The 22,454-nt window shown below is 63.1% G+C and carries 19 protein-coding genes and 1 pseudogene; 9 read left to right on the plus strand and 11 right to left on the minus strand.

Going from position 1 to position 22,454, the window contains the following annotated elements; genetic code table 11:
• Positions 1 to 4 precede the first annotated feature (4 nt).
• Positions 5 to 1,642: a serine hydrolase gene (locus tag IGS60_RS27225; protein ID WP_230506751.1), complete on the plus strand. Its 1,638-nt coding sequence runs from the start codon at positions 5 to 7 to the stop codon at positions 1,640 to 1,642.
• Positions 1,643 to 1,918: 276 nt separating this feature from the next.
• Positions 1,919 to 2,104 (plus strand): hypothetical protein, encoded by a 186-nt coding sequence (locus tag IGS60_RS27230; protein WP_230506752.1) that lies wholly within the window; start codon positions 1,919 to 1,921, stop codon positions 2,102 to 2,104.
• A 59-nt stretch (positions 2,105 to 2,163) separates the two neighbouring features.
• Here the strand turns inward: IGS60_RS27230 and IGS60_RS27235 are convergent, their stop codons facing one another.
• The gene (locus IGS60_RS27235) at positions 2,164 to 2,991 is read right to left on the minus strand and encodes a class I SAM-dependent methyltransferase (protein ID WP_230506765.1); all 828 of its coding nucleotides are present in this window, start codon (positions 2,989 to 2,991) and stop codon (positions 2,164 to 2,166) included.
• Between the two features lie 88 nt (positions 2,992 to 3,079).
• Positions 3,080 to 3,736: a pyridoxamine 5'-phosphate oxidase family protein gene (locus IGS60_RS27240; RefSeq protein ID WP_230506753.1), complete on the minus strand. Its 657-nt coding sequence runs from the start codon at positions 3,734 to 3,736 to the stop codon at positions 3,080 to 3,082.
• A gap of 108 nt (positions 3,737 to 3,844) precedes the next feature.
• Here IGS60_RS27240 and IGS60_RS27245 point away from each other — a divergent pair, with 108 nt between their 5' ends.
• Together IGS60_RS27245 and IGS60_RS27250 are read left to right on the plus strand one after the other, a co-directional pair.
• Positions 3,845 to 5,350 (plus strand): PLP-dependent aminotransferase family protein, encoded by a 1,506-nt coding sequence (locus IGS60_RS27245; RefSeq protein WP_230506754.1) that lies wholly within the window; start codon positions 3,845 to 3,847, stop codon positions 5,348 to 5,350.
• A 31-nt stretch (positions 5,351 to 5,381) separates the two neighbouring features.
• Positions 5,382 to 5,987: a hypothetical protein gene (locus tag IGS60_RS27250; protein ID WP_230506755.1), complete on the plus strand. Its 606-nt coding sequence runs from the start codon at positions 5,382 to 5,384 to the stop codon at positions 5,985 to 5,987.
• 29 nt (positions 5,988 to 6,016) lie between these two features.
• Here the strand turns inward: IGS60_RS27250 and IGS60_RS27255 are convergent, their stop codons facing one another.
• The 8 genes from IGS60_RS27255 to IGS60_RS27290 all read right to left on the minus strand — a co-directional run bounded on the left by IGS60_RS27255 (position 6,017) and on the right by IGS60_RS27290 (position 14,946).
• Positions 6,017 to 6,796, minus strand: coding sequence for a spermidine synthase (locus IGS60_RS27255; RefSeq protein WP_230506756.1), 780 nt, complete (start codon positions 6,794 to 6,796; stop codon positions 6,017 to 6,019).
• Positions 6,797 to 6,855: 59 nt separating this feature from the next.
• Positions 6,856 to 7,380: an FxDxF family PEP-CTERM protein gene (locus IGS60_RS27260; RefSeq protein ID WP_070310038.1), complete on the minus strand. Its 525-nt coding sequence runs from the start codon at positions 7,378 to 7,380 to the stop codon at positions 6,856 to 6,858.
• Between the two features lie 238 nt (positions 7,381 to 7,618).
• On the minus strand, positions 7,619 to 8,935 hold the full coding sequence (locus tag IGS60_RS27265; RefSeq protein WP_230506757.1) for a PAS domain-containing sensor histidine kinase: 1,317 nt from the start codon (positions 8,933 to 8,935) through the stop codon (positions 7,619 to 7,621).
• Between the two features lie 14 nt (positions 8,936 to 8,949).
• Positions 8,950 to 10,302, minus strand: a complete 1,353-nt coding sequence (locus tag IGS60_RS27270; protein WP_230506758.1) for a sigma-54 dependent transcriptional regulator — start codon at positions 10,300 to 10,302, stop codon at positions 8,950 to 8,952.
• Between the two features lie 28 nt (positions 10,303 to 10,330).
• Entirely contained in the window at positions 10,331 to 11,569 is a 1,239-nt protein-coding gene (locus IGS60_RS27275; RefSeq protein WP_070223437.1) for an ABC transporter permease, read from the minus strand.
• Positions 11,570 to 11,597: 28 nt separating this feature from the next.
• Entirely contained in the window at positions 11,598 to 12,920 is a 1,323-nt protein-coding gene (locus IGS60_RS27280) for an ABC transporter permease (protein WP_230506759.1), read from the minus strand.
• A gap of 9 nt (positions 12,921 to 12,929) precedes the next feature.
• Positions 12,930 to 13,646, minus strand: a complete 717-nt coding sequence (locus IGS60_RS27285; protein WP_070223441.1) for an ABC transporter ATP-binding protein — start codon at positions 13,644 to 13,646, stop codon at positions 12,930 to 12,932.
• 34 nt (positions 13,647 to 13,680) lie between these two features.
• Entirely contained in the window at positions 13,681 to 14,946 is a 1,266-nt protein-coding gene (locus IGS60_RS27290) for an efflux RND transporter periplasmic adaptor subunit (protein WP_230506760.1), read from the minus strand.
• Positions 14,947 to 15,153: 207 nt separating this feature from the next.
• Here IGS60_RS27290 and IGS60_RS27295 point away from each other — a divergent pair, with 207 nt between their 5' ends.
• Positions 15,154 to 16,719, plus strand: coding sequence for a DNA mismatch repair protein MutS (locus IGS60_RS27295; protein ID WP_230506761.1), 1,566 nt, complete (start codon positions 15,154 to 15,156; stop codon positions 16,717 to 16,719).
• Between the two features lie 9 nt (positions 16,720 to 16,728).
• On the opposite strand, the gene IGS60_RS27300 is transcribed toward IGS60_RS27295, so the two are convergent.
• Positions 16,729 to 18,654: a phosphoethanolamine transferase gene (locus IGS60_RS27300; RefSeq protein WP_230506762.1), complete on the minus strand. Its 1,926-nt coding sequence runs from the start codon at positions 18,652 to 18,654 to the stop codon at positions 16,729 to 16,731.
• A gap of 433 nt (positions 18,655 to 19,087) precedes the next feature.
• Between IGS60_RS27300 and rpsL the strand changes: the two genes are divergently transcribed.
• From rpsL to IGS60_RS27320, 4 genes and pseudogenes are all read left to right on the plus strand, one after another.
• Entirely contained in the window at positions 19,088 to 19,471 is a 384-nt protein-coding gene (rpsL, locus tag IGS60_RS27305) for a 30S ribosomal protein S12 (protein WP_010394376.1), read from the plus strand.
• A gap of 152 nt (positions 19,472 to 19,623) precedes the next feature.
• Positions 19,624 to 20,094, plus strand: a complete 471-nt coding sequence (gene rpsG, locus IGS60_RS27310) for a 30S ribosomal protein S7 (RefSeq protein ID WP_010394377.1) — start codon at positions 19,624 to 19,626, stop codon at positions 20,092 to 20,094.
• Between the two features lie 108 nt (positions 20,095 to 20,202).
• Positions 20,203 to 22,308 carry an elongation factor G gene (fusA, locus tag IGS60_RS27315; protein WP_070223447.1) on the plus strand — a complete coding sequence of 702 codons (2,106 nt, stop codon included), beginning with the start codon at positions 20,203 to 20,205 and terminating at the stop codon, positions 22,306 to 22,308.
• Between the two features lie 72 nt (positions 22,309 to 22,380).
• Positions 22,381 to 22,454 (plus strand): annotated as a pseudogene (locus IGS60_RS27320) (elongation factor Tu); the annotation flags it as partial.

Genomic DNA, 22,454 nt, shown 5'->3' on the forward strand with positions numbered 1-22,454 from the left:
GACCATGCATACCATGAACCGCCTCGCCGCCGCCATCGTGCTGGCGTTTTCCAGCATCGCCGTGCCGGCGCTGGCATTTGACGCCGCCCCCGTCGTTGCCGCTGCGCCCGCGCCCGCGCCGGCCTTTGATCTTGAGCGCGACGTCGCCACCGCCCTGAAAGTGTTCGACGTGCCCGGCATGGCGATCGCCATCGTCAAGGATGGCAAAGTCGTCACCGCCAGGGGTTTTGGCGTGCGCAAGCTGGGCGAACCGGCCGCCGTCGATGCGCAGACCGTGTTCGAGGTGGCATCGAACTCGAAGGGTTTTACGGCAGCCGCGCTGGCCATGCTGGTCGACGAGGGCAAGCTGGCCTGGGACGATCCCGTCACCAAGCATCTGCCCGGCTTCCAGATGCACGATTCCTACGTGACGGGCGCCATGACCATCCGCGATTTGCTGACGCACCGCAGCGGCCTGGGGCTGGGTGCCGGCGACTTGCTGTGGTGGCCCACCACCACGTTCAGCACCGACGAGATCATCGAGAAGCTGCGCTACATCCGTCCGGCCACGAGTTTTCGCAACAGCTATGCCTACGATAACCTGCTGTACATCGTGGCCGGCAAGATCATCGCCGACAAGGCGGGGAAAAGCTGGGGCGAGGCCATGCATGAGCGCATCCTGGCGCCGCTGGGCATGACGGGCACCACCACCAGCCTGGCCGAGAATGCGGGCAATCCCGATGTCGCCAGCGCGCACAGCAAGATCGACGGCAAGATCGCCGCCGTCAAGTCGATGCCCGTGCCGAACGCCGTGGGTGCCGTCGGCATCAACACGAATGCGGAAGACATCGCCAAGTGGATGATGGTGCTGCTCGATGGCGGCAAGATCGCCGGCGTGCAGGACAAGGACGGCAAGGAAGCGCGCCTGTTCAGCGAAAAGCAGGGCCGCGAAATGTGGACGGCGCAAACGCCGATCAAGATCCCCGAGCCGAAACCGGCATTGGCCGCGACGAAACCGAACTTCAGCGCGTATGGTCTGGGCTTCCAGCTGCGCGACTACAAGGGCATGAAGGTCGCCATGCACGGCGGCGCGCTGCAGGGATTCTATTCGCGCGTGGTGATGGTGCCGGAAGCGAAATTGGGCGTGGCCATCCTCACCAATGCGGAAAATGGCGGTTCGATGACGGCGCTGCAATGGCGCATCCTCGACCATTACCTGCAGGCGGCGCCGTTGGACTGGCTGGCGCTGGTAGCCAAGGTGGAGCAGGACCAGCATGCGGAAGAAGTGAAAAAGCAGGGCAAGGCGTCGAGCGCGCGCGCGGCGAAATCGCAGCCATCGCTGCCGCTGGCGGCGTATGACGGCGAGTATGAAGACGCCTGGTACGGCAAGGTCGTGATCAAGCCGGAAGGGAAAAAACATATCCTCAGTTTTACGCGCACGCCGGACCTGACGGGCGAGCTGGAACACTGGCAGCACGACACCTTCATCGTGCGCTGGAAAGAGCGCAATTTCAACGCCGACGCTTACGTGACGTTCTCGCTCAATCCCGATGGCAGCATCGACCGGGTGAAGATGGCGCCCGTGTCGGCCGAGACGGATTTCAGCTACGACTTCCAGGACCTGAGCCTGGTGCCGGTGAAGCCGAAGGAAGCGAAGAAATAAAGGATCGATACCAAAACCGCAGCCTGTGCTGCGGTTTTTTTTCGCCCGTTGCCATGCAAATGCGCGGCGCAAGGGCGGCGGGCCGGTTTTTATTCCATGAAATGGGGCGAAAAATAAACGTTATCTTGATTTGTAGTTTGCGTATTTACTAACTTTTCAAGGTGCTACTATTTCCATGCGCCCTATGCTTGGAGACCGATGCATGCGGGCGGCTGGCGCTGGTGCCATGTTTTTTATAACGACTCAACTCTTGGGAATGGGATAAAAATGATCAATGTGAAAAAAGCCGTATTTGTCTTTTGCGCCGCCGTCGGTTTTGCCGGCGCCGTCAGTTCTTCGGCGTATGCCCTGCCGTCGCGCGAAACCTGCGAGGAAGCCCGCGATTCCTGTCTCGCCGATGGCAATGAAAACGACTGCGCGCTGGTGCGTCGCCTGTGCGGCGTGTACGGCATCCACCTGTAGCCGGCAGGTAAATCCGCGCTCGGGCGGCGCGCCGGATTGGCACGCCGCCGTTGGATTGACTATGGCTTGACGAACTTCAAGGTCATGCGGTCGCTCTCGCCGATGGCCGTGTACTTGGCCCGGTCCACATCCTTGTTGGCGTAGGTGGGGGGCAGCGCCCAGACGCCGCCTTGATGGTCCGCCGTGTCTTTCGGATTGGCGTTGATGTCCGACTTGCCCGCCAGCTTGAAGCCCGCGCCTTCGGCCAGCTTGATCACATACGCTTCGTGCATGTAGCCGCTGCTGGCCGTGGCGTCCTGCGCCTTGTTCGCCGGCAGGCGATGCTCGACGACGCCGAAGACGCCGCCCGGTTTCAGGCTGTCATACACCTCCTTGAACAGGGTCTGCATGCCCGCTTCGCCGATCGGTATCCAGTTGTGGATATTGCGGAAGGTGAGCACCATGTCGGCCGTGCCCTTGGGCGCGATGCGGTAGGTGGTGGGCGGTGCGAAGGCGCCGATTTCCACCTTGCCGAAGGCGGCCGGGTTGGCGTCGAGTTTTTGCTGGAAGCGCGCCGCGCCGCGGCGTGCTCCTTCGCTGGCCGATTGCGGGTCGTTGCCGGCCGCGATCAGCTTGCCGTTGTCGCGCAGGTAGGGCGCCAGGATCTCCGTGTACCAGCCGCCGCCGGGTGCCAGTTCCACCACCGTCATGGTCGGCTTGATGCCGAAGAACGTCAGGGTTTCATACGGGTGGCGGGCACTGTCGCGCAGCGCATTGGCCGGCGTGCGCGCGTTGCCGGCGATGGCCGCCTTCAGGGCCGCGTCGCCCGCATCGGCGGCCAGCGCCGCGCCGCTGCCGCCACAGGCCAGCATGACCGTCAGGGCCGCAGCCAGGGATACTCGCTTCATCATCATATGCTCCATGCGTGATTGGATCGGTTGGTGAATTGGTGGCGATCGCCATCAACGCCGATCATCGGTCAAGCACGCCGGCCGGTCAAGCGGATTCCATACCCCATGCGGCGGCATACGCGGGCATCTCGCTGGTGTTAAGCGCATCGGCGGTGGCCGCGCCACGGCCGTGCGTAAACGGCAGTTCGCCCGTCCACACGGCATGCGCCATGTCGTCCGCGTCGTCGAGCGGGCCGCCCTGGCGCTGCTTGACGGCATATTCGTCGAGCGCGATGCGCAGCACGGTGGTGGCCGCGTATTCCTTGGCGCTGCCGCCGCGCACGTGCGCCAGGCGTCCCGGCACCAGTTTTTCCATCAGCGCATCCATCGCCGCATGCTGCCGGCCGATATCGCTTACTTTTTCAAACTGCCCATACACCATCGCCGAGCGGTAGTTCATCGTGTGGTTGAAGGCGGAGCGCGCCAGCACCAGGCCGTCGAGATGGGTGATGGTCACGCAGACGTCGCTCTCTTGCAAACGCTTGAGCATGCGGCTGCCGTTCGAGCCATGGATGTACAGGTGGCCATCGATGCGCCAGCAGGCGGTCGGGATGCAATGGCTGCCCTTGTCGTCGTGGAAGGCGATATGGCACAGGTAGGCGGCATCGACGATGGCGTACAGGGCGGCTTGCTCGTAGCTGGCCAGTTCGGCGACGCGGCGCACGCGGGTACGGGGGCTGGGAGGCAGGGCGGTAGCGGTCATGGCGGGAATCCGGTTGGTTGAAGAAGCAGGCCGCACTATAATCGGCATCTGGCCCTGAAAAAAGATCCAGAACTGCCAAATAATATAGAGCCACGATGAAAGGGGCGCATGGATTTCGCTTTGCTGCTGGGCGCGTTCGAGCGCACGCACCGCGAGCGGGGCTGGCCGCGCCAGCGCCTGCTGCATGAATGCCTGCGCGCGGCCATCCGCGGCGGCCAGCTGGCGCCGGGCACGCGCCTGGCCGCCACGCGCGTGCTGGCGGCCGAACTGGGCGTGGCGCGCAATACCGTGCTGTATGCCTACGAGCAGCTGGCCAGCGAAGGGTTTGTCTTGCCGGACCGGCGCGGCACCGTCGTCGCCGGCGGCGCCGGCATGCCGGTGACGTCGCCAGTGAGCGGCGGCCAGGATGGCTTGTCGCTCCGCGCCCGGCATTTGCGCGGCGTGTCAGGACAGGATGCCAGCGCGGCGTTGGTGTTTCCCGCCGACGCCATGGGCGCGTTCGCGCCTGGGGTACCGGCGCTCGACGCATTTCCGCTGGCGCAGTGGCGGCGCATGCTGGACCGCGCGTGGCGCGCGCTGACGCCGCGCCAGCTCAATTACGGCGACCCTGCCGGCGAGCCCCAGCTGCGCATGGCCATCGCCGACCATTTGCGCGCCGCGCGCGGCGTCGTCTGCGATGCGGGCCAGGTGTTCATCACGGACGGCACGCAGAGCAGTCTCGATGTCTGCCTGCGCGCGTTTGCCGACCAGGGCGACACCTTGTGGATCGAGCATCCCGGCTATGGCGGCGCGCTGGCGGCGGGCCGTGGCGCCGGCTTGCAGGTGACCGGCGTCGCCGTCGACATCGATGGCATCGCGCCGACGGACGCCGACTGGCGCGATACGCCGCCGCGTCTGATCTACACGACGCCGTCGCACCAGTATCCGACGGGCAGCGTGCTCAGTCCCGCGCGCCGCATGGCGCTGCTCGAACGCGCGCGCGCGGCCGGAGCGCTGATCATCGAAGACGATTACGACAGCGAGTTTCGCCATGGCGGACCGCCCCTGGCGGCCATGCAGGGACTGGTGGCCGACGCGCCCGTCGTGTATCTGGGCACTTTCAGCAAGACCATGTTCCCCGCCTTGCGCATTGCCTTTATCGTCGTGCCGGCCGCGCTGGCCGGCGCCTTCGCGCAGATGCAGGCGCAGGGCGCCGCACGCGGCCGCGTCGCCGAGCAGCTGGCGCTGGCCGAGTTCCTGCGCAGTGGCCTGTTTGCGCGCCACGTGCGCCGCATGCGCAGGCTGTACCGCCAGCGCCGCGACGCCTTGAGCGAGGCCTTGCGGCGCCATGCGTGTGCGGGCGCGGCCATCCATGGCGGCACGGCCGGCATGCACCTGGCGCTGCGTTTTCACGATAGCGCATGGGATGACCTGGCGCTGAGCCGCCGCGCCGCGCAGGACAGCATCGTGGCGCTGGCGCTGTCCGCGCATGGCACCGGCGAGGGACCAGGCTGGAACGGTTTCCTGCTCGGTTATGCGCAGGTGCCGGCCGAGAACATGGATGGCCTGGCGCGCCGCTTGGGCGCAGTGCTTGCGCAAGCTGGCGCGGCTGGACAGGCGAGGCTGGCACAATAGGCTTTTGCCAGGCTGCGGAAGAGTACTACCCATGATACTGAGCTGGAAAGCCCCGATTTATTACAATGACAAACTCACCGGTTCCTACGACAAGGAACGTGGGTCGTATGAGACGGCCGGATCGAACTTCGACTATCTGGACCTGCTGCAGGGTGCGCCTTTTCCGAGCGGTATGGACAAGCCACCCGTGCATTTTGTCTGTCCCAGGGAACGGCTGCTGAAATATGACTGCCTGTGGCTGCTCGGTGAGGTGCCGCTGGTCTCGGCCCGCCTGGCGGAGTTCCTCGCCGGCGCCGCCGGCCAGGACGTGGAATTGCTCGCCCCCGCCTGCATCATGGCGGGCGGCGAACCGGTGGAGCAGCCGTTTTACATCGTCAATGCGGCGCAACAAGTACAGACGGTGGACCTCGAGCGTTCAATCGCGGAAAGAGATGACAAGGGCAACATCATCTATTTCACGAGCAGGTTTTTCCGCGACGATGCCATGGCGCCCAGGCAGGTTGCCAGGGATGCGCAATCGGGCGACCTGTTGATCTCCAGCGAGCTCGCTGGCCTGATGAAGGCCGGGCGCTTCAAGGGCGACAAGAAGCTGGGGTTTTATCGCGCCGAAGGGCGATGGGAAGAGGCTCTTGAATGAGATCGCACGGGCATCGCGCCCGATGGGGCTTACTGCTGATCCTGCATCCACTGCTTCAAGCCGTTGACCCAGTTCTTGGCGGGCAGGTTGAACTGTTTCTTGATGGTGGCGGCGCGTTCATATAGCTCACTGAAGTCGAGCGATGGCGATTTTTTGAAGGCCAGCACGACGATGTTTTCATCTTCCATTTCCGGCACCCAGACGACGGCGTCGAAGACCAGTTCCATCGCCTGCAAGTTCTTGTCGTAGTTGGGGAAGTCGCCGAAGACATTCGTGCACATGATGCCGTCGTCCGTCAGGCAGTCAAAGCAGGCCTGGTAGAACTCGGGCGTGTCGAGCACGGGGCCGCGAGCGTCTTCGTCGTACAGGTCCACTTGCAGCGCGTCGACCGTGCCGTGGTTGGCCGGGTCGAGCACGAAGTCGAGCGCATTCATTTCGCGCACGTCGAGGCGAGCGTCGTTCGGCGGCAGTGCGAACTGGGCGCCGCAGATGGCGATCACGTTCGGATTGAGTTCGATGGCCGTGACCGTGGCGTCGGGAAAGCGGCGGTAGCTGAACTTGGTCAGCGCGGCGCTGCCCAGGCCCAGCTGCACGATGCGTTTGGGCTGCGTCTTGAACAGCATCCACATCATCATTATCTGCACGTATTCGAGCTCGATGGCGTCGGGCTTGTCCAGGCGCATGGCGCCCTGCACCCACTTGGTACCCAGGTGCAGGTAGCGGATGCCGCGGTGTTCGGTGGTGGTGGCGGGCGGGTGGCCCGGGTGGCTGAAAGCGGTGTGGCTGGTGGAGATAAAGTCGGTCGTCATGGCGCCAGTTTAGCAGCCGCCAAAGAAAAAGACGCCGTAGCGTCTTTTGGGTGGTGCGCTCAAGATTGCTTGCGGCGTCGTGCCAGGAAGCCGAGTATGCCCAGGCCTGCCAGCAGCATGCCATAGGTTTCCGGTTCAGGAACGGGCGCCAGGTTCAGGTTGAAGACGCCGCCATAGCTGCCGCCCTTGGTGTTGCCCATCACGGTCAGAACCAGCGGGCCGTTGAACAGGATGCTCGTAGGCGCCAGGACTTCGCCCTGGGCATAGCCAAAGACGGTGGGGCCGCCAAAGCCGCTTAGCGAAATGCCGTTCAGGTTGGCACTGCTGAAGCTGATGGAAGAGCTGTCCGAGCCCGTGACAGACAGATTGGCCAGGAAGGCTTGCGCGGTTGAACCGAAGGTCGCGTTGGGCGTGAACGTGAACGTATCGGTGAAGTCGCCGAGCGGGCTGGGAACGGCGCTGAAGCCGCTGGTCCACAGATTGCCCGTGGTATTGACGAGGTTGACTGTGTAGGCGGTGGCGCTGGCGCTGCCAATGGAAGCAGCGCTCAGGACTGCCGCTGCGATGAGTGATTTTAATTTCATATTGATCCCCGCGAAAAAACGATTAATGTTTCAAAAAAACCGTACCGCGTTGATAAATTATCGCCGAGACTAGTCATTGTCAATTAGTTATTTTGATATCATTATGCAAACTCAAATAGCTTATTTCTAACACACGGGCATGGGGCTCGCTCAGTTGCAATACTGGACATGATAATTGTCAGTGTTGCACTGAAAATTAATCGCGGATGATGTGATTTAAAAATCGTTACACAAGGAACTAATTTCTGTCGAGTAAGGGAAGAATCAAGGTCACCGCCAGGCCGCCGTCCTCGCGGTTGGCCAGGGTGATGCGCCCGCCATGGGCTTCGGCGATTTCGCGCGCCAGGGCCAGGCCCAGTCCCGTGCCGCTGCGCTTGGTGGAATAAAACGGCACCAGCGCGTTTTCCAGCACGGCGCCGCTCATGCCCGGCCCGCGGTCGCTCACTTCGATGCGCAGCTGCCCTTGCGCCTGGCTGACGTGCAGGCCGATATGCTGGAGCTTGGAGCCGGACTCCAGCGCATTCTTGAGCAGGTTCAGCAGCGCCTGCTGCATTTGCGCCGCATCGAACACGGCAGCCTGCGCGGGAGGCGGACCGTCCAGCGTGAAGGCCGCTTGCGAGGCCAGGCTGTCGAGGAAGGGTTGCCATTCGCACGGTGCCAGTCGCGGTGCGGGCAGCTTGGCAAAGCGCGCGTAGCCGAGGATGAAGGTTTCCAGATGGCGCGTGCGCTCCTCGATGGTGGCGAGGATTTGCGGCAGGCGCTCCGTCTGGCCACGGCGCACCAGCTCGGCGCCGGAATGGGCCAGCGAGGCCAGCGGCGCCAGCGAGTTGTTGAGCTCATGGCTGATGACGCGGATGACCTTTTTCCAGGTTTGCACTTCCTGGCGCCGCAGCTCCAGCGTCAGCTGGCGCAGCAGCAGCAGTTCGTGCTTGCGCCCGTTCAGGCTGAAGCTGCGCCGCGCCAGGTGATACACCTCTTCCTGCTCCCCTTCGCCGCTGGTAAACAAACCGTCGTTGCGGCGCGCCAGCGCTTCGGCCAGGGCCGGCGTCGCCTGCTGCACGATGTCGGCCAGATGATGCCCTTCGAGCCGGCGTCCGTGGTGCAGCAGCTGGCGCGCGGCCAGGTTGGCGTAGACGATGGCGCTACCCTCGGCCACCAGCAGCATGGCCACCGGCGTGTTTTGCACCATGGTGTCGAGCAGCAGTTCGCGCTGCACCAGGTCCAGGCGCTGCTTGCGCAGCACGTCGCCCAGCGCATTGTGGGCCGCCACCAGGTCGGCCAGTTCATCGTTCTGCGGCCAGCGCAGGCTGAAGCCGAAGTCGCCGTCCTGGTAGCTGGCGACCGTGCCGCTCAAGGCGCGAAACAGCGACAGCATCGCCTGCAGCTGCGCGCGGATGGTAATGACGGCCACCGGCAGCACGCACAGCAGGGTCCCGGCCAGCACCAGCAGCGGCTGGCCTGGCAAAAAATGCGCGAGCAGCAGGGCGATGACGATGCCCAGTACCAGCAAGGTGACGATCAGCGCCGTCCAGCGCGTGAGCAGGGAAAGACGCATGGGGCGGTCTGCCATCAGCCGCGCGCGATGCCCAGGCGCTCCATGCGCCGGTACAGGGCCTGGCGCGACAGTCCCAGTTCCTGCGCCGCCTGCGCCACCACGCCGTGCGCGCGCGCGAGCGCCGCGGTGACGCTGTCGCGGTCCGGTTCCGCCGCGGCGGCATCCTGCGGCGCGCGCGGCGATGCCGCACCGGCCAGCGGCAAGCCCGTTTCCAGCGCGCCGATCACCGGGCCGGCCGTCAGCAGGCTGGCGCGCTGCATGACGTTTTTCAGTTCGCGCACATTGCCCGGCCAGCCGTGGGCCAGCAAGCTAGCCTGCGCCTGCGCATCCAGCGTTTTTTCGCCGCCCAGAAAATGCCGCGCCAGCACGAGGATGTCCAGCGGACGCTGGGCCAGCGGCGGCAGCCGCAGTTCGATCACGTTCAGGCGGTAGAACAGGTCTTCGCGAAACGTGCCGGCCTTGATCATCACGGGCAGGTCGGCGTTGCTGGCGCTGATGACGCGCACTTTCACTTGCCGCTCGCGGTTCGAGCCGAGGCGTTCGAAGCGTCCCGTTTCGAGCACGCGCAGCAGTTTCATTTGTCCGGCCAGCGGCAGGTTGCCGATCTCGTCGAGGAACAGGGTGCCGCCGTCGGCCGCGTCGAACTTGCCGTCGCGCGCCCGCGTGATGCCGGTATAGGCGCCGGCCTCGGCGCCGAACAGTTCCGCCTCGATCAGCTCCACGGGAACGGCGCCGCAATTGAGCACGACGAAGGGGCCGCCGGCGACCTGGGAATTGGCTTGCACGATGGCGGCGATGCGTTCCTTGCCGCTGCCGTTCGGCCCCGAAATGAGCACGGGCACGTCGGCGCGCGCCACCTGGCACGCAAGGTGCACCACTCTTTCCGTGGCCGGGTCTTGCCATACCATGCCGCGCAAGTCGAAGTCGTGTTCCAGAGCGTGGCGCTGGCGCTGTTCGGACAGCACGCGCTGGCGCAGCGCGCGGTTGGCCTGTCCCAGTTCCAGCAGGTTCTGCACGCTGGCGATCAGGCGCCGGTCATCCCAGGGCTTGGCCAGGTAGTCGGCCGCGCCGGACTTGATCAGGTCGACGGCCGCGTCGAGCTGGGTCCAGGCCGTCAGCAGGATCACGGGCAGGTCGGGGTAGCGCGCGCGGATCGCGTGGAACAGCGCGCTGCCTTCCTCGCCCGACGTGGTGTCGGCCGTGAAGTTCATGTCCTGCACCACCAGGTCGATGGCGTGGCGCTCGAGCAGGTGCAAGCCTTCCTCGGGCGAGGCGGCGCGCACGGCGTCGATCTCGTGCAGGGAAAACAGCACGTCGAGCGCGATGGCCACGGCGGCATTGTCGTCAATAATCAGTACGGTAGGCATGCGCGCAGCATATCACTCAGGTGCCGGCTCAGGTACTGCGGGTGGCAGTGGCCGGCGAAATGCTGGCCGCGCGCCATGCCGGGCCGTACACGGCGCCCAGGCCCAGCAGCCAGAACACGAGCGCGCCGGCTAGCAGGTAGCCGGGCGGCAGGCGCGCCATTTCCAGCTGGCTTACCAGCAGCTGGTTCAAGCCCAGGGCCAGCAGCACGCCGCACGCCACGCCGGCGCTGGTGATCATGAAATTCTCGGTCAGGAAGTAGCGCAGGATGTCGACGCGGCGGGCGCCCAGTGCGCGCCGTACGCCGATCTGCTTCCTGCGCTGCGTCACCCACAGGCTGGCGATGCCGACGATGCCGCTGGCCGTCACCAGCAGCAGCAGGGTCGACACGGCGATCAGCATCCAGGACAGGCCCTGGTCGGCCCGGTAGCGTGACGTGCGGTGCTTTTCCAAGGTGTCCGTGCGTACCAGCAGGCGCTCGCTGGTGGCGTTGCGGATGGCTTGCTCGGCCTCCTTCATCAGGCGGTCGCGCTGTCCAGGCTCGGCCCGCACGGCGTACAGCAGCGAGTCGCGCGAACCCGTCAGGCGCGCCGGCAGGATCAGCGAATGCTCGCCATGCGCGCTGACCTGGCCGACCTGTGTCTGCAACCGCTCCACCACGCCGATCACGCGCATTTCGTCGTCATCGTCGCCGGTGCCGTTGAACAGGGTCTTGCCGACAAAGCTGCTTTCGCCAGGCCAGATTTTTTGCGCTGCGGCGAGCGTCACGATGACCACCTTGGGAAAGGTCTCATCGACTTTTTCATCGATTTCCAGCACCTCGTCGGGATGGAAATCACGGCCTTCCACCAGCTTGAGGCCGTATGTCTTGACCAGCGAGTCAGGCGTGAAATACATCGACGTGGTGGCGCTGGCCGTGGGCTGTCCACGCTTGATGGAGACATTGGTGCTGCTGCCGGAACGCGACAGCACGGCCTGCGAGGTCTGCGCCACGGAGAGCACGCCGGGCAGGCTGCGCAGCAAGGCGGCCTGGCGTTTCTGGTCGGCCAGCTGGCGCTGGTGGCTGCCTTTGTCCATGCTTTGGATGTTGACATAAAAGATGTCGTTTTCAGCGGCCACGCCGGTGGGGCGGGCGGCGATCGCCTGGCGCAGGTTAACGATATGCAGGGCGTTGGCCAGGATGGCCAGGCTGATGGCGACCTGCACGGCGACGAGTACGGCACCGGTTTTGCTGCGCATCAGTGCCGACAGGATGGGGCGGATTTCCATGTTGAACCTCATTGCGGTACGGTGAATGTCATTGGGATTTGAGCTGTATCGCCGGCGTCACCTGGCAAGCGCGCCAGGTGGGCAGCAACCCCGCCAGCAGGGCGGCCAGCACGGAGACGGCAAACGTCAGCAGCAGCATCGGGATATCCATGTGCGCCACGGTGCCCAGTTCCTTCGATTGCGAACGCACGACGGCCAGCGCTGCATACGCCAACAGCAGGCCCAGCACGCCGCCGGCCAGGCCGATGACGCCCGTCTCGATCAGGAACTGGCGAAAGATGTCGCGCCGCGTGGCGCCCAGCGCACGGCGGATCCCCACTTCACTGGCGCGCACGGAAAACTTCGCCAGCAGCAGGCCGATGGTATTGACCAGGCATAGCAGCAGGAAGCCGAAGGCCAGCCAGGCCGCCAGCTTGTTGTCGTTGTCGACCACGTTCAGGAACACCATCCATTCCTTGACGTTGTACAGCGCGTTGGGCGCGTGGCGCGGCATGCGGCCCAGCTTGCGCTGCTCGGCAGCATAGCTGTCGAGATATGCCTGCAGCTCGCCACGCTGGCCCGCGTTTTCCATCTCGAACCAGAACTGCAGCCAGGTACAGTCCGACGCCAGGGTGCCCTGGAAGCCGGGGCCGCGTTCGACGCCGCTGCAGGCCATGCCGCCGTCATGCCGCGTTTCATGGCGGATGGCGCTGGCAAACGGAATGAAGAATTCATCTTCCGTGCCAAAGGCGCCCTTGCTGCCGATGATGCGGTGTATGCGCGGCACGGGATCCCAGTGATCGAGCACGCCGCTGACCAGATAAGACTGTCCCAGTACCGTCACGCGCCGGCCCACGGGATTGACCGTACCCAGCAGTCTTTCCGCCAGCGAGCGGCTCAGCACGATGACGTCGGCGCCGCTGGCGTCATCGGCTTCGCTCCATGGCTGGCCATACAGGAAGGGGACTTCGAACATGGCGAAGAAATCGCGCGTGGGTGCCAGGCCCTGGGCCTGGAAGGCGCCGATATCCGTACGTGCCGGCTCGACCGGGCCGGCCACGCCATACATGACGGTGCGGAGCACGCCCATCTTGCTGGCCATGAAGTTGCGCGCATCGATATAGCTCATCTGGGATTGCGCGAAGCCGGGCTTTTGGCCGGGCACGTAGCCCTTGACGGGCAGGATGTCGATCATCGGCACGAACAGGCGGTCGCTCTTGTGCGGCAGCGGGTCGCCCGACATGGCGTGCAGGATGGTGACGGTCGACACGCTGGCGGCCACGCCGACGGCCAGGGTCAGCACCATCAGCGCGGTCAGGGCGCGGTTGCGGCGCAGGCTGCGCAGGCCCAGCGTGAAATAGTAGCGGAACATGGTCTCTCCTTACGCGGTCGCGGCGTGCTGCGGCCTGGCCGACAGCGAGGCGCCGTGCTGCACCAGGTCCGACACCTGGCCGTCGATGATGTGCACATTGCGCTGGCTGCGCAGCGCCAGTTCCGGATCGTGCGTGACCATCAGGATGGTGGTGCCTTGCGCATTGATGTCTTCCAGCAGCTCCATCACGCCGCGCGCCATCTGCGTGTCCAGGTTGCCCGTCGGTTCATCGGCCAGCAGCAGCTTGGGCGACCCGGCCAGCGCGCGCGCGATCGCCACGCGCTGCTGCTGGCCGCCCGACAGTTCGGCTGGATAGTGTTTCATGCGCGACGCCAGGCCCACCTTGGCCAGCGCGTCCTCGATGCGCTCCTTGCGCTCGGCGCGGTTGAAGCCCCGATAGCGCAGCGGCACGTCGACATTGTCGAACAGCGACAGGTCGGGAATCAGATTAAAACCCTGGAAGATGAAGCCCAGCTTTTCATTGCGCAGGCGCGAACGGGCATTGTCGTCCATGCCCCTGACGTTGACGCCGTCGAGGATGTATTCGCCGTCGGTGAATTCCTCGAGCAGGCCGGCGATGTTCAGAAAGCTCGTCTTGCCCGAGCCGGACGGCCCCGTGACGGTGACGAATTCACCTTGTTGTACGTGGATGTCGAAGCCGCGCAGCGCGTGGGTTTCGATCATGTGGGTGCGGTAGACTTTGCTCAGGTTGTGCATGCGCAGCATGGCGGGGCCTCTTGTGGGGTGAGATGAGTGAGATTCAGTTGAGCGAGACGCGGGCGGCGTTCTCGAAGTTTTCCGTGCCGGCGACGACCACCTTGTCGCCCAGCTTCAAGCCGTCGAGGATTTCCACGGCCGCCACGCTGGTCGCGCCCAGTTTGATCGGCGTGCGCATCGCCACGCCGTTGCGCACGACGTAGGCGAAACGGCCGCCTTCGGCTTCGACGAAGGAGCCGCGCGCCAGCATCAGCACATCCGGTTTTTCATCGATCAGCAGGCGCGCCGCCACGCGCTGGTTCTGGCGCAGGCCGGCCGGCTGCGCGCCGTCGAAACGCACGCGCGCCAGCACCTGGTTTTTCACCACTTCGGGCGACAGCGCCGACAGCTTGCCGGTTGCCTTGACTGCGCCCGTTTCGATCTCGGCGCGCATGCCCAGGCCCATGTCGGCCACATAGGTTTCCGGCACTTCAAGCTCGACTTCCAGCTGCGACAGGTCGACCAGGGTCATCAGCGCGGTATTGGCTTGCACCACGCTGCGGTTGGCCACCGACAGGGTGCCGATGAAGCCGTTGACGGGCGCGCGCACGGTCAGCTCGTCGACCCTGCGCTGGGCGTTGTCGCGGACGAGGCGCTGGCGTTCCAGTTCGTTGACCTTGGTCTTCAGCGCCAGGGTCACGTCTTCGCTTTCCAGGCCCGCCGCCTGCGACGCGTGCTTGCTGCGGATATCGGCGGAATTCAAGGCATCCTTCGCCTTCTGGTAATCGATCTTGGCGATGATGCCCACCTGCGCCACGCTCTCATAGCGTTCGAGCGTGCGCTGCGCGGACAGGCGCTCGATCTCGGCCGTGTCGGCTTCACGGCGCGCCAGCAGTTTCTGCTTCTTGGCCAGGATCTGCTGGCGCGCCACTTCCGCCTCCAGCTGCTGCACGCTCGACTGCTCGCGCTTGAGGGCGTCGGACAGATCAGGCGACTCCAGCACGGCCAGGATGTCGCCCTTTTTCACCGTGTCGCCCGCCTTCGCTTTCAGCGTGACGGTGGCCACCGTGGTCGAATACAGGGTGGGGCTGATCGAGGCGACCACGCGGCCCGTGACGGCCGCGTCGCGGATCAGGGTGCCGCGCGTGACGTCGGCGATGCGCAGGCGGCTGCTGTTGACGGAATGCTCGCTGTTGCGCCAGCCGGCAACGACCGCGACGGCGGCGCCGATGACGATGACGGCGCCGGCCAGCAGCAGGGCGCGTTGCTTGTGGCGCTGGCCCGGCGGGGCGGACAGTACGGCGTCTTGAGAGGAGGTATCGCGGATCATGGTCATGTCTCGTGAAGGATGACTTTTCCAATGCACAATCCATGCCAATGATTAAGTCGTTGATTTGAATGGGAAAAATATCGAGCGTCCGGTTGTCCGTTGTGTCCGTGCCGTCCGGCATGTCCGCGGGCGCAGGCGGCACTTGATAAATTGGCAATCGCCTGCATCTGCTGTGGCATTCCCTTCATCGACTCCTCCGCAGGCGCCATGCATCCGTTCCTCCAGCAACTTTTCCCTGCCAGCGCCTTCGCGCCGGCGCTCGATTATCCTTTCGCGCGCAGCGACGTGGCGATGCTGCAGCGGCTGACGGGTGAGGCGCCATCGCTCGATGGCCAGACCTGGGACGAGCTGCTGCTCGACCAGTATGCGGCGCAGCTGGCGCGCGAGACCAGCATCTTCGGCCAGCAGGAGCTGCACCGGCGTCTGAGCGGCGGCCAGGCCGATCCCGCCTCTGTCGCGCGCGTCCGGCGATTGCTGGACGACCCGGCACAAGTGGCCAGCCTGGAGCGAGCCTGCCTGCCCTTGCGCCAGGCCGATACAGAGGTGAGCGAGACCCTGTTCGGCGCGGTGCTGGCACCGGCGCCATGGTGGAGCGCCTGGCTATGGCTGGTGCCGCTGGCCCTGTTGCTGGCCATCGCCGCCGCCTGGCTGGTGGGCTGGCCGGCGCTGTTTGGCGTGCTGGCCGCCTGTGTCGCGCTGATGGCCGTACAGGTGCGTTTTTACGAAAGCGCCAAGCAATGGGAGCGCACGCTCGATACCTTGCGCCTCCTGCTGAAAACCCGTGCCGCGCTGGCGCGGCTTGATGGACCGGCAGCCTTGCCATGGGCTGCCGGCGGCGCGCAGGCGGCCAGGCTGACGCGCGCCATCGAGCGCTCGCTGCTGCACTACGTGCCCTTCATCGATACGGTACTGGTCGAATATGGCGACTGGCTCCTGCTGAAAAACATCAAGCGCTATTTCCGCACGCGCCAGTTGGTGGCGCGGCAGCTGCCCTTTCTGCGCGACAGCTTCACCCAGGTGGCGCAGCTGGAAGCGGACCTGGCGCTGGCGCGGCACCTGCGCGCGCTTCCCGTGTTTTGCTGGGCGGGCACCGCGGCGCCGCGCTCCCTGGCCTTGCAGGGCATGCGGCATCCACTGCTGGCGAACGCCGCGCCGCTGTCGTTCGGCGTGCAGGGCAAGGGGGGCTTCATCTCCGGACAGAACGGTATCGGCAAGAGCACCTTGCTGCGTTGCATAGGCTTGAACCTGGTCTGCGCGCGGGCCTTTGGCTTTTGTCATGCCCACAGCGCCGATGTGCCGCGCCTGGCCGTGTATGCGAGCATGCAGAACGAGGACTCGCTCGATGGCGGCGAAAGTCTGTACATCGCCGAATTGCGCCGCGCGCGCGAATTGCTGGCGTTGGCCGAGGAGGGGACGCCGGCGCTGTTCCTGATCGACGAGATTTTTCGCGGCACGAACCACCTCGAATCCGTGGCGGCGGCCGCCGCCGTGCTGCATACGCTGGCCGCGCGCCACCTGGTGATCGTCTCGTCGCACAACCTGGTGCTGGGGCCCTTGCTGGAAGACTGCCTGGCGCCGTGGTGCGTGCGCCGCGACGATGCGGGCGCGCTGCTGCTGGCGCGCGGTGTGCTGCAGGCCACGAACGGAATCGCCCTGCTGGCGCAGCGGGGCTTTGACAGCGCCATCGAAGACAAGGCGGAACGCGTCTTCGACTGGCTCAGCACGCACATGGCGCAACCGGCCGATTGCGGCGGCGTGCTGGAACGGGCCTGATGACCGCCCTTACTTGTCCTGCTTTTCCGGCGTGCTCTTGTCGATCACTTCGCGGCAATCGCCGCGGATGATGGCGTTGTCGTAGTTGGTCCAGCCATAGCTGTCGACGTAGCGCTTGTGCTGCTTGAAGCGGGGGCTGGCGATGCTCCATTCGGGCTGTTCGCCCGCGAAGCGGATGTCGCCCAGGTCGAGCAGGGTGTGGAACATGTTTTCCGTCGACAGGCGCGCCTTCTGATGGCGCCGCAGCTGCGTCACCTTGTCCGGATAATGCTGCTGGAATTGCGGCGAATACCAGACGAAGGCGGGCACGTGGAATTCGAACTGCGTGTTATGCCCATGGAAGGCCAGGCGGCAGGTGCCGTCGTACAGGGTCTGGCCGTGATCGGCCACATAGACGAGCGAGCTGCGCAGGGCGGTGCGCTGGCCGTCGTCCTTCAGCATGCCGATCACGTTCGACAGGAACCAGTCCGTGTACAGGATGGAGCTGTCGTAGCTGTTGTTCAGCTGCGGCTTGATGGCCGTGTCCGTGTAGACGGGCTTGTCGACGCCGAACAGCGACGGCTGCCACTTGTCGAACGATTTCGGATAGCGCTGGCTGTAGTTCCAGTGGCTGCCCAGGGTGTGCAGCACGATGAGTTTTTTCGGCGCCGGGTCGGCCAGCGCATTTTTGAACGGGGCGAACAGGATCTGGTCGAAGTTCGAGCTGTTGGTAAAGCCGCCCAGGTTCAGGAATTGCACCACGTCCGCTTCCTTGGCGAATACGGAGACGGGCGTGTCGAATTGGCCGAACGAGATCTGGTTCGACAGCCAGTAAGTCTTGAAGCCCGCTTCCTTGTAGGCGGTGAGGAAGGATTTTTCCGAGAAGCCATCCTTGAGGCTTTGCGTGGCCGGCTTGCGCGAGATGATGACGGGCACGGACAGGCGCGTGGCGGAAACGGCCGTGATGACGTCGGCCAGCGGCACCAGGTTGCTTTCCTGTTTCAGCAGGGGATTGGTGTCGCGTTCGTAGCCGTTCAGGCTCCAGCGGTCGTAACGCGACGATTCGCCGATCACCATGACCACCACTTCCGGATGGGGATCGGGTTGTTGCTGGTGCGCGCCGAAACGGAAGCTGCTGCTTTTCTGTCCCAGCTCGGCCAGGTATCTGCGTTCCTTGTAGAAATCGAAGCCGCGCGCGGCCAGGCCGAAGGGCCAGGAATTGCTGACGGTGTCGAAGGCGTAGGGCAGGCGCGCCCAGTGGGGCAGGCTGGGCCAGCCCAGGCCCGTCTCGTCGGCGCCGGCGATGCTGGCGTTCTCGGGCTTGCTGCTCTCTTCGTCTTCCTCGGCCGTTTCGTCGTCGGCCGAACTGGCGTCGCCGAAGCCGGAGGCGCCCGCCTTGCCGCTGGCCGCCGGATGGCTGGCCTTGGCGGATGCGGCGGCGCTGTGCAGCACCTTGGCCTCGAAACCGAATTCGTAGCCATACCACCAGAAGCCGCCCAGCAGGATCAGCAGCACGAAGGCGGCCGGGCGCGTCTTGCCGCGCCAGTCCAGGTCGCGCGTGCGCGTGGCCGCATACCAACTCAGGGCGCACCAGGCGATCACGCCCAGCATGACGGCGCCCATCAGCCATACTTTTTGCCCGAGAAATTCCATCGCTTCCTTGGGACTGGTTTCGAAGATGATGCCCAGGTGGTGCGTGGAAATGCCCTGGCCATAGAAGATGAACAGGTAGATTTCCGTCGGCAGGGCCAGGAAGGCGGGCACCAGCAGCCAGTGGAAGTAGGCGGGGCGCTGGAACACGCTCCAGACGGCCAGCCAGGCCAGCAGCTCGAACGTGAACATCTGCCACGGATGCTCGAGCGCGCGCCCCAGCAGCGTGGGGATGAAGGGCACGGCCGTCAGCAAGGCATACGTCAGGAGCAGGAACAGATTGGCGGGGCGAAGCAAGGAGCGCATAAAGGAGGGCGGGAGGGCAGCGAAAAATGTCCGCTATTATCAATCCTTTTGTTGTCTTGCGGTCATACAAGAATGTGCGTGCCAGATGCTTGGCCGCAGGGAAAGAGTGCCAAATCATCAAGCGTTTGCGCGTGGCGGCGTCCGCGCCTCGCTGCCGAAAATTAGTCAAAACACCACAAATGCCCGCGATTTTTGCCTTTTTTTATAGCAAAAAGCGGTAAACTGATTGACCCCCTGTAACACAAGGTCTAAACTAGCGAGTTCTCGATTTTATTCTGCTCATCGTTTACGCATTACTTGGCATTTCATGGCCGCTCCTTATCGAGTGGCTGCGGGCGCCTCCGGTGCGCAGTAGATGAAAGCGGGACGAGGTTTTAGTCGCCGGGCATCTTGCCCGGGTTATTAATCGTAGTTTTTTGTTGGATTTATAACGATGCCAACCATCAATCAATTGATTCGCAATCCACGCGTCGCTTTGACCGTGAAGAGCAAATCGCCGGCGCTGGAAAACAGCCCGCAAAAACGTGGCGTCTGCACACGTGTTTACACCACGACTCCAAAGAAGCCTAACTCGGCTCTGCGTAAAGTCGCTAAAGTTCGCCTGACCAATGGTTTCGAAGTCATTTCGTACATTGGCGGTGAAGGCCATAACCTGCAAGAGCATAGTGTTGTGCTGTTGCGCGGCGGCCGCGTCAAGGATTTGCCGGGTGTGCGTTACCACATGGTTCGCGGTGCCCTCGATACCCAAGGCGTCAAAGACCGTAAGCAATCGCGTTCGAAGTACGGTACCAAGCGCGCTAAAGCTGGCAAGAAGTAATAAGTTGTACGCAGCAAACCCAAGTTTCGCTCAGTGGCAACTAGCTAAGTGAATGTAGTCGACCGCATCTGGTCGAGTAAGTGGAAGACTATGATGGTCGTCCGCGAGTGTGCGAAGAACGCGCGCTCAACTGAAGATTGAAAGGAATTGATATGCCACGTCGTCGTGAAGTACCCAAGCGCGAAATTTTGCCAGATCCAAAATTCGGCAACACTGATGTCGCTAAATTTGTAAACGTGCTGATGCTGTCCGGTAAGAAATCGGTTGCAGAAAACATCATCTACGGTGCTTTCGAGCACATCGCAGCAAAATCGGGCAAAGATCCGCTCGAAGTTTTTGCTACCGCAATCAACAACGCCAAGCCGCTGGTTGAGGTGAAATCCCGTCGCGTCGGTGGTGCAAACTACCAGGTGCCGGTCGAAGTTCGCCCAGTCCGTCGTATGGCTCTGTCCATGCGTTGGTTGCGTGAAGCTGCTAACAAGCGCAGCGAAAAATCGATGCCACAACGCCTCGGCGGTGAGCTGATGGAAGCGGCTGAAAGCCGCGGCGGCGCGATGAAAAAACGCGACGAAGTCCATCGTATGGCTGAAGCGAACAAAGCGTTCTCGCATTTCCGCTTCTAATATAAAGCCAGCTACCGCAAGGCGGCTGTCAAGCATCTGTTGTTCGAGGCCGGGCTCATTTTTGCAAAAAAATGCTGCTCGGTTTTGTCCATTCATTTAGGATTAATTATGGCCCGCAAGACCCCCATTGAGCGCTACCGCAATATCGGTATTTCCGCTCACATCGATGCAGGTAAGACGACCACGACCGAGCGCGTCCTGTTCTACACAGGCGTGAACCACAAGCTGGGCGAAGTCCATGATGGCGCAGCCACCACCGACTGGATGGCACAAGAGCAAGAGCGCGGTATCACGATTACCTCGGCTGCTGTTACGTGCTTCTGGAAAGGCATGGCAAACAACTTCCCAGCGCACCACATCAACATCATCGACACCCCAGGCCACGTTGACTTCACCATTGAAGTGGAACGTTCGATGCGCGTGTTGGATGGCGCCTGCATGGTTTACTGTGCAGTCGGCGGCGTGCAGCCACAATCGGAAACGGTATGGCGTCAGGCTAACAAGTACAAAGTGCCGCGTCTGGCCTTCGTGAACAAGATGGACCGTACCGGCGCCAACTTCTTCAAGGTCTACGATCAGATGCGTTCGCGTCTGAAAGCGAACCCAGTACCTATTCAGATGCCTATCGGCGCTGAAGACGTCTTCACCGGTGTGATCGATCTGGTCAAGATGAAAGCGGTTATCTGGGACGACGCGTCGCAAGGCATGAAGTTTGAATACGGCGACATTCCTGCACACCTGGCCGCTGATGCTGCCAAGTGGCGCGAGAACATGGTTGAAGCCGCTGCTGAAGCGTCCGAAGACCTGATGAACAAGTACCTGGAAGAAGGCGACCTGTCGGAAGCCGAGATCAAGGCTGCTCTGCGTCAGCGTACCATCGCCAGCGAAATCGTTCCAATGTTGTGCGGTACCGCCTTTAAAAACAAGGGCGTGCAAGCCATGTTGGACGCGGTCATCGAGTACCTGCCATCGCCTATCGACATTCCGCCTGTCCCAGGTCTGGATGACGACGAGCAGCCAGTCGAGCGCGCAGCTGACGACAATGAGAAATTCTCGGCATTGGCGTTCAAGATCGCAACCGATCCGTTCGTCGGTCAGTTGTGCTTCATCCGTTGCTACTCGGGTACCCTGAATTCGGGCGACTCGGTGTTGAACTCCGTGAAGCAGAAGAAAGAGCGTATCGGCCGTATCGTGCAGATGCAAGCGAACGAACGCGAAGAAATCAAGGAAATGCGCGCTGGCGACATCGCCGCCGTTGTGGGTCTGAAAGACACCACCACGGGCGATACGCTTTGCGACGAAAAAGCCAGCGTGGTTCTGGAGCGCATGGTCTTCCCTGAGCCGGTGATTTCGCAGGCAGTCGAGCCAAAAACCAAGGCCGACCAGGAAAAAATGGGCCTGGCACTGAACCGCCTGGCTGCAGAAGATCCATCGTTCCGCGTGCGTACCGATGAAGAATCGGGCCAGACCATCATCGCCGGTATGGGCGAGTTGCACCTGGACATCATCGTTGACCGCATGAAGCGCGAATTCAACGTTGAAGCGACCGTCGGCAAGCCACAAGTGGCTTACCGCGAAACGATCCGTAAAGTGTGCGAAGAGTCGGAAGGCAAATTCGTCAAGCAATCGGGTGGTCGTGGTCAATACGGTCACGTGGTTCTGAAGATCGAACCGCAAGAACCGGGCAAGGGCTTCGAATTCGTTGACGCGATCAAGGGCGGTACCGTTCCTCGCGAATACATCCCTGCAGTTGAAAAAGGTGTGCGCGACACGCTGACTTCGGGCGTGATGGCTGGCTACCCAGTCGTTGACGTGAAAGTCACGCTGTTCTTCGGTTCGTACCATGATGTTGACTCGAACGAAAATGCATTCCGCATGGCCGCTTCGATGGCATTCAAAGATGGCTGCCGCAAAGCATCGCCAGTCATCCTGGAGCCGATGATGGCCGTGGAAGTGGAAACGCCGGAAGACTACGCCGGTACCGTGATGGGCGATCTGTCGTCGCGTCGCGGCATGGTGCAAGGTATGGATGAAATTGCTGGCGGTGGCGGCAAGATCATCAAGGCCGAAGTACCTCTGTCGGAAATGTTCGGTTACGCTACATCGTTGCGTTCGTCGACCCAAGGTCGTGCGACTTACACGATGGAATTCAAGCACTATGCTGAAGCACCTAAGCATGTGACTGAAGCAATCGTAAGCTCGAAAGCTAAGTAATAGAAGTTCCGGGCCGGCTTTCACGAGAATGCCGGTCCCTACATTTAAATCATTGTTCTAAGGAAGAATAAAATGGCAAAAGGTAAATTCGAACGGACCAAGCCGCACGTCAACGTCGGCACCATCGGCCACGTCGACCACGGTAA

This window comes from Janthinobacterium sp. FW305-128 (genome assembly GCF_020858135.1).
GTDB lineage: Bacteria > Pseudomonadota > Gammaproteobacteria > Burkholderiales > Burkholderiaceae_D > Janthinobacterium.

Bases quoted from the DNA above. Each gene is read 5' to 3' on its own strand.
- IGS60_RS27225 (WP_230506751.1), top strand. From the start codon at position 5: ATGCATACCATGAACCGCCTCGCCGCCGCCATCGTGCTGGCGTTTTCC.
- IGS60_RS27235 (WP_230506765.1), bottom strand. From the start codon at position 2,991: ATGAAGCGAGTATCCCTGGCTGCGGCCCTGACGGTCATGCTGGCCTGT.
- IGS60_RS27240 (WP_230506753.1), bottom strand. From the start codon at position 3,736: ATGACCGCTACCGCCCTGCCTCCCAGCCCCCGTACCCGCGTGCGCCGC.
- IGS60_RS27245 (WP_230506754.1), top strand. From the start codon at position 3,845: ATGGATTTCGCTTTGCTGCTGGGCGCGTTCGAGCGCACGCACCGCGAG.
- IGS60_RS27250 (WP_230506755.1), top strand. From the start codon at position 5,382: ATGATACTGAGCTGGAAAGCCCCGATTTATTACAATGACAAACTCACC.
- IGS60_RS27255 (WP_230506756.1), bottom strand. From the start codon at position 6,796: ATGACGACCGACTTTATCTCCACCAGCCACACCGCTTTCAGCCACCCG.
- IGS60_RS27260 (WP_070310038.1), bottom strand. From the start codon at position 7,380: ATGAAATTAAAATCACTCATCGCAGCGGCAGTCCTGAGCGCTGCTTCC.
- IGS60_RS27265 (WP_230506757.1), bottom strand. From the start codon at position 8,935: ATGCGTCTTTCCCTGCTCACGCGCTGGACGGCGCTGATCGTCACCTTG.
- IGS60_RS27270 (WP_230506758.1), bottom strand. From the start codon at position 10,302: ATGCCTACCGTACTGATTATTGACGACAATGCCGCCGTGGCCATCGCG.
- IGS60_RS27275 (WP_070223437.1), bottom strand. From the start codon at position 11,569: ATGGAAATCCGCCCCATCCTGTCGGCACTGATGCGCAGCAAAACCGGT.
- IGS60_RS27280 (WP_230506759.1), bottom strand. From the start codon at position 12,920: ATGTTCCGCTACTATTTCACGCTGGGCCTGCGCAGCCTGCGCCGCAAC.
- IGS60_RS27285 (WP_070223441.1), bottom strand. From the start codon at position 13,646: ATGCTGCGCATGCACAACCTGAGCAAAGTCTACCGCACCCACATGATC.
- IGS60_RS27290 (WP_230506760.1), bottom strand. From the start codon at position 14,946: ATGATCCGCGATACCTCCTCTCAAGACGCCGTACTGTCCGCCCCGCCG.
- IGS60_RS27295 (WP_230506761.1), top strand. From the start codon at position 15,154: ATGCATCCGTTCCTCCAGCAACTTTTCCCTGCCAGCGCCTTCGCGCCG.
- IGS60_RS27300 (WP_230506762.1), bottom strand. From the start codon at position 18,654: ATGCGCTCCTTGCTTCGCCCCGCCAATCTGTTCCTGCTCCTGACGTAT.
- rpsL (WP_010394376.1), top strand. From the start codon at position 19,088: ATGCCAACCATCAATCAATTGATTCGCAATCCACGCGTCGCTTTGACC.
- rpsG (WP_010394377.1), top strand. From the start codon at position 19,624: ATGCCACGTCGTCGTGAAGTACCCAAGCGCGAAATTTTGCCAGATCCA.
- fusA (WP_070223447.1), top strand. From the start codon at position 20,203: ATGGCCCGCAAGACCCCCATTGAGCGCTACCGCAATATCGGTATTTCC.